The organism is Paraburkholderia sp. EG286B (assembly GCF_040965655.1).
Taxonomy (GTDB): Bacteria; Pseudomonadota; Gammaproteobacteria; order Burkholderiales; family Burkholderiaceae; genus Paraburkholderia.
The window spans coordinates 1-5125 of the sequence record NZ_JBFRCF010000076.1; the positions used below are offsets into that span (position 1 = coordinate 1).

Sequence of the window (5125 nt, forward strand, 5' to 3'; positions counted from 1 at the left end):
CGATAAAGCGATTTTCTTTTCTTCATCGTGACACCTTACGTGACTACTTCGCCAACGTGACAGTGCCCCTCAACTCTACGCCCGCCGCTTCACCACAACCGCGAGGGGCCGGCTACATGATTACCAGAACCCACTGTTATCGGTTCTCTGCCGCGGTCGTTAGCTACGCTGTGGGCAGCAACTTCCTCACTTCGTTTCAACGCACTTAACTTCGCGTAAAGTCCACGTCAATTCGGGGGGGGGCAGATAAGCTGTTCACACTCGGGTTCGTTGTTCACGAGGAAGATACATTGGACGGCAATTCATGGAATATTTGGGACACAGAAGGGTTCATGCAGACCTACGCGGCACTGCAAGAGCAGGATGAGGTGCGGCAAGAGGTGCCCCCCCAACTCTCGGCCGGGGTCTCCAGCGCACGAATTTGCGCAGCCGGCGGGAGTGATGCAGGGCTTGAGTGACTTGCAGCTTGAGCGGGAAAGTAGGGCCGGGGAACAGGTCGGGGGAGTCCGCCAAATTTTTTATGCGAAAAAAATCCGCCGATATTCATAATGCGGATGACAAAGAATTTGTTGAAAACTTTAAGGCCGGCCAAAAAAAGGGGGAAATGGGTGATAGCACGCTCAGAAATCATCTTTCTGGACTGGCAAAGTTGAGTAACGCACTTACCTCCAATCAGCGCCCTGGTTTCGCAGGCCGACTTGCTGACCGCGAACTGGATGAGGTGGCCAAGAGACTCGATAGTGGCCTCTTCAAAAGAGGAACGGTACGAGCCGCACTGGCGGCCGCGCGTGAGTATGCAACCGGTGGTGCATATGAGGAAGATCGCATTCTTATTGATTCGCTTGATGGGAGTGAATATGACTCATATCGCCGCATTTACGCACCTGTTATTCGCAACTTTAGCGCGTGGCTGAGACTCAATGGCTTGCCGGCAATCAATGGGCGCATACACGCGTTGGACAACGATATCCATACGTATCTTGCTGACCCGAATTCAAGGGGGTCGCAACTACGGAGAGCAATCACGGCACTGCGGGGGATGGGGCTCGGAGAGCAGCAGGCTCAGCCGGATGCTGGGCCCTCGCAACCCGCCGACTGGGGGGGAGGCACCTCAGTGGCTGATCAATATGGTCAGGCCGGTTTTGGTGCCACTTCTCCTCCATCATCGTTTTTTGAGGGCATTCCATGGCCTCAGCTTCAGACGCCAGGTGAAGAGGTGAGCCAGCCGTATATGGGAAGTTCACAACCTTTTTGGAACCCGCCGGATCCTTGGCTGGGGGGGAGGCGCCTGGGCCTCGCCGGCCGATCAATATGGTCAGGCCGGTTTTGGTGCCACTTCTCCTCCATCATCGTTTTTTGAGGGTATTTCATGGCCTCACTATCAGACGCCAGGTGAAGAGGTGAGCCAGCCGTATATGGAAAGCTCACAACCTTTTTGGAACCCGCCGCCGCCCTCTTACCCTGATATCAGCGGTTCCGTGGGCGACGACTGGCAGCACGGCAGCCAACGTGCTTCGAACGTGCTCGTCGGCGTGCTGGAGAATAATAACTTGATGCCAACCCATTACGTGCCCCAGACATACATGTATATTCACGGTCAGCGCTATATGGCCACGTGGTCGGACGGCGAGGTTTGGCTAGGCCGCTGAAATAGGGGTTTTCTCGAAAACGGACACCGAAAAGATCTGTAGCAATGTGTAGAGCGAGGCATCGAGTTGAAGCTCCTTTTTGACGATCGCGATCAGTACGTAGGTGGAGACGGCGCACCAGATTTGCGTCTTCACCGCGTTCTCGGTTGTGCCGAGAAAGCGCTTGATGCGCAGATGCTGCTTGACCCACTTGAAAAACAGTTCGACATGCCAACGGTTTCGGTACAGGCCGGCGATGGTCAAGGGTGGCAACGCTGCATTGTTGGTCAGGAAGATCAGGGTCTTTCCGGATTCTGGGTTCTTGAAGCGAACACGGCGCAAGTGTTCGGGATAGTTTTGCGAAGCGTAGAAGCCATTCAAGGCGATGCTCTGGTCGCAAATGACACCTGTGCTGCGGTCGGTGGCAGCCGAGTAGACGCGACGCGCATTCATGTTGCGTTTGGCGCGCGTGACGAAGAAAGCGCCTGCCTGATGCCGTTTGTACAGTCGCTCGAAGTCCAGATGGCCGCGATCGATGACGTAGAAAGCTCCCGCTTCGACGGGCAGGAAATCGAGCACGCCAACGCCGTGCATCTTGCCGTCGCTCACGTGAATGAAGGCAGGAATCGCACCACGCAGATCCAGCAGCGTGTGCATCTTGACCGCTGCCTTGGTGCTGCGAAACGGTGCCCAATCGAACAGAGACAGGCACAGGTCGATAGTTGTGGAATCGAGTGCGTAGACGGTCGCATCGAGATCGATGTCCAGCGACTCGGACGCGTAAAGCGCCCGGGCCCGGCCGATCAGTCGCATCGCCAGTTCGTGATAGATGTGCCAGTCGCGCAGGTTCAATGCGTCCGACAACGTCGAGCGCGCCGGGACGTTCTTCAATCCGATATGAAACGGCTTGCCGCGATTTGCCGTCAGGCAAACCTCGATGTCGCGCAGGGATTCGCGCCACGTCAGTTGAAGGCCATGATACGGAACAGATCGGCGCAGCCCAGCGTACGCACTCCCGCGTCGCCGCCATGTCGATCGATGATCCGGCCGAACGTCTTCCACGGCACGAACTCCATGACTTGCGCGAACAGTGTCTTGCTCACGTTCATGTGCTCCCCCGGGGTTGTTCAAACCCGAAAGGATCGCAAATGCTGGAATCGAAATTCAAATCGTGGACACCCAAAAAATCCTCGAAACCCGCGTCAGCCGCCCCTCTCCGGCCTGCTGGCCTCAAATAAACCGGACACCAGTGATCACTCGGGCTGAGTTGGAACCGTAAATACCGCCGAACCGCGAGACTAATGATTGCCGCCGGGAACCGGTGGCCGTGATAAAGCGATTTTCTTTTCTTCATCGTGGCATCTTGCGTGACTACCTCGCCAACGTGACAGTGCCCATCCGATACATCCGTTGGGTGAGGCCTGCGCTTTTTCATTCCGCCAGGTTACCAGGTCTGACCGAAAGTGCCTAACACCTTCTAGTCGTGCGTCATGAGTTGGTGTCAGAAAAGGAACAGTTGCGGATTCGGCTGAAACCGGAACTCCACGCCAGTGACCTTTCGGCCGCCCTGCTTGGTTGGCTTCCACTCGATAAGCAGGCCATCCTTGCCGGTCAGCTCGTCGACGGCGACGTCGATTACGCGTCGTCGCATCTGGCCAAAGTCTTTGACACAACTCGGGGGCGCATCCATCGCATGACAAAAGTCGTCGAAGCTAATACGCACCAGGCCAGTGTCCCGATATTGGGCGAACATCTCCATCAGGCGCCACGAGTAGACGGACCGCAGCGCGGCGGTATGCTTGAGCTTGTAGGTTGTGAATTCCGTGCGCAGGCCCAACAGGAATGGCGCGACCTCAGGCGAAAAATTGACGTCGACCCAGCCCTCGCCTTCGTGATACGTATTTCCGGAGACCCACCGGTATTTGCGCTCTTTTTTTTTCGCCCCGGCGTGTCTGTTCTACGGTACGAATGTACTTGTTAAAGATCGACTCTGCGGCCTCCCGAAGCTGCACGTAAGCCGTCGGCTGGTCGACGTCAAAGGCCGCTGCGTATTCCTGCGCGGACAGTTTTACCCGCCACCCCTCGTTTGGTCCCAAGGCAGCCGCCAGCTTGCGCAGTTCGACCGAATCGCTTTGAGCGATCGCGGCAGATATCAGCCGCTTCTCGATCAGTTTGAGGCCTTGGGCGGCACGCGTGAGGGCATTGCTCATGTTAACGTACCGCTCGGAGAGAGCGATACCGTGCATTTCTTGAAGTGTTGCCGGTACTTTCATTCTGACGCTTCCTAACTTGACCCGATTCGACGGTGACAGAAAGCCCGCATTCTGTCACCTTTCGATACAATCAGAAAGGGATGGGGGAACCCGTCAGAACTATCCTCTGCTAGTGGGAAAACGTCAGAATAGATGCCTGTGGACAACAGTGGGAATTCGCCCGACTAAGTGGGAAAACGTCATTTTTCAGTGGGTAAACGTCAGACGAATGCGCCGCAAACCCATTCCTAGCAACGCTTTCACGCGTATACAAACCCTTAAAAAACTATTTACAAACCCCAGCCCCGCGTTTCACGTCTTTGCTCACGACATGCCGGTAGCGTTGTTTCGGTCGAAGGCATTGAGCAACCGGCGAATCTCGTCAGGTGACAAACTATCGGAAAGCCCGCGAACCTCCGTCAAATGACGATCGAAATCAGCAACCTCTCTTGCGATGACTGCTGATACGGTTGAACTCGGCTTTGCACAAGGAGCGCCGGACATCTCGAGGAAACGCCTGGCTAGAGAGCGTCAAGCAGCACGGCCGGTCAGCGACAAATGTTCCGGCCCATTGTCGCGCGACTTCGCGACCATGTAGGCGTCCAGCCATGCGATGCGGTGAGCTGTGGCATTTGTCGCAAATGCGACGTTGAGAACATTGAAGCTTCCGCTTCGGAAGACTCGCTGGAATACCGAACTGACCTGGGATTTGCCGCCTCATGCATACTTGGCACAAAAAATGCTGGCCAAGAGAGAAATTAGGGGTGCGGCAGCAGGCAGCGATATCGCCATGGCCAACTCGTTCAACGTAACGATCGTTAGGGAAACACAATGATAGCGTTATCGAAAGGAGAGGCGGGCGAAGGCCATGCTGCCCACGGAGAGCTATCCCTTCCCGGCATGCAGGCCGGGGCAGGTTCAATATAACCTGCTTTTTCGCTGGTTCATCGGCCTGGCAATGGATGACGAGCTCTGGGTGCCCACGGTCTTCACGAAGAACCTCGAACGCCTGATCAAACACGACGCCGTCATCGAATTCTTCAACGAAGTGGTGGCCATTGCCGAGAAGAAGTGCCTGCTCTCAGGTGAGCATTTCAGCGTGGACGGCCCCCCAATCCAGGCGTGGGCTGGACACAAGAGCTTCATACGCAAGAATGGGGGTGATCAGGACAACGACGGGCACTGTCACGTTGGCGAGGTAGTCACGTAAGATGCCACGATGAAGAAAAGAAAATCGCTTTATCA

At 55.8% G+C, this 5125-nt stretch carries 4 protein-coding genes and 4 pseudogenes; 3 read left to right on the forward strand and 5 right to left on the reverse strand.

Going from position 1 to position 5125, the window contains the following annotated elements; all coding sequences use genetic code 11:
* Nucleotides 1-520: 520 nt before the first annotated feature.
* Nucleotides 521-1360, forward strand: coding sequence for a hypothetical protein (locus tag AB4Y42_RS43425; protein WP_368692956.1), 840 nt, complete (start codon nt 521-523; stop codon nt 1358-1360).
* Between the two features lie 40 nt (nt 1361-1400).
* Entirely contained in the window at nt 1401-1649 is a 249-nt protein-coding gene (locus AB4Y42_RS43430; RefSeq protein WP_368692957.1) for a hypothetical protein, read from the forward strand.
* Here AB4Y42_RS43430 and AB4Y42_RS43435 read toward each other — a convergent pair.
* The 5 genes and pseudogenes from AB4Y42_RS43435 to AB4Y42_RS43455 form a co-directional block, all read right to left on the reverse strand.
* Nucleotides 1650-2737 (reverse strand): annotated as a pseudogene (locus tag AB4Y42_RS43435) (IS4 family transposase); the annotation flags it as partial.
* 152 nt (nt 2738-2889) lie between these two features.
* Nucleotides 2890-2982, reverse strand: a pseudogene (locus tag AB4Y42_RS43440) (IS6 family transposase); the annotation flags it as partial.
* 147 nt (nt 2983-3129) lie between these two features.
* The gene (locus tag AB4Y42_RS43445) at nt 3130-3387 is read right to left on the reverse strand and encodes a replication initiation protein (protein ID WP_368692959.1); all 258 of its coding nucleotides are present in this window, start codon (nt 3385-3387) and stop codon (nt 3130-3132) included.
* Nucleotides 3388-3435: 48 nt separating this feature from the next.
* Nucleotides 3436-3492: pseudogene (locus tag AB4Y42_RS43450) on the reverse strand (hypothetical protein); the annotation flags it as partial.
* Complete coding sequence (locus tag AB4Y42_RS43455; protein WP_368692958.1) at nt 3482-3901, reverse strand: replication initiation protein; 420 nt, start codon at nt 3899-3901, stop codon at nt 3482-3484. The pseudogene AB4Y42_RS43450 and the gene AB4Y42_RS43455, both read right to left, overlap by 11 nt.
* Before the next feature lie 892 nt (nt 3902-4793).
* On the opposite strand from AB4Y42_RS43455, the pseudogene AB4Y42_RS43460 reads away from it, so the two are divergent.
* Nucleotides 4794-5060, forward strand: a pseudogene (locus tag AB4Y42_RS43460) (transposase); the annotation flags it as partial.
* Nucleotides 5061-5125: the final 65 nt, after the last annotated feature.

Bases quoted from the DNA above. Each gene is read 5' to 3' on its own strand.
- AB4Y42_RS43425 (WP_368692956.1), top strand. From the start codon at position 521: ATGCGAAAAAAATCCGCCGATATTCATAATGCGGATGACAAAGAATTT.
- AB4Y42_RS43445 (WP_368692959.1), bottom strand. From the start codon at position 3,387: ATGGAGATGTTCGCCCAATATCGGGACACTGGCCTGGTGCGTATTAGC.
- AB4Y42_RS43455 (WP_368692958.1), bottom strand. From the start codon at position 3,901: ATGAAAGTACCGGCAACACTTCAAGAAATGCACGGTATCGCTCTCTCC.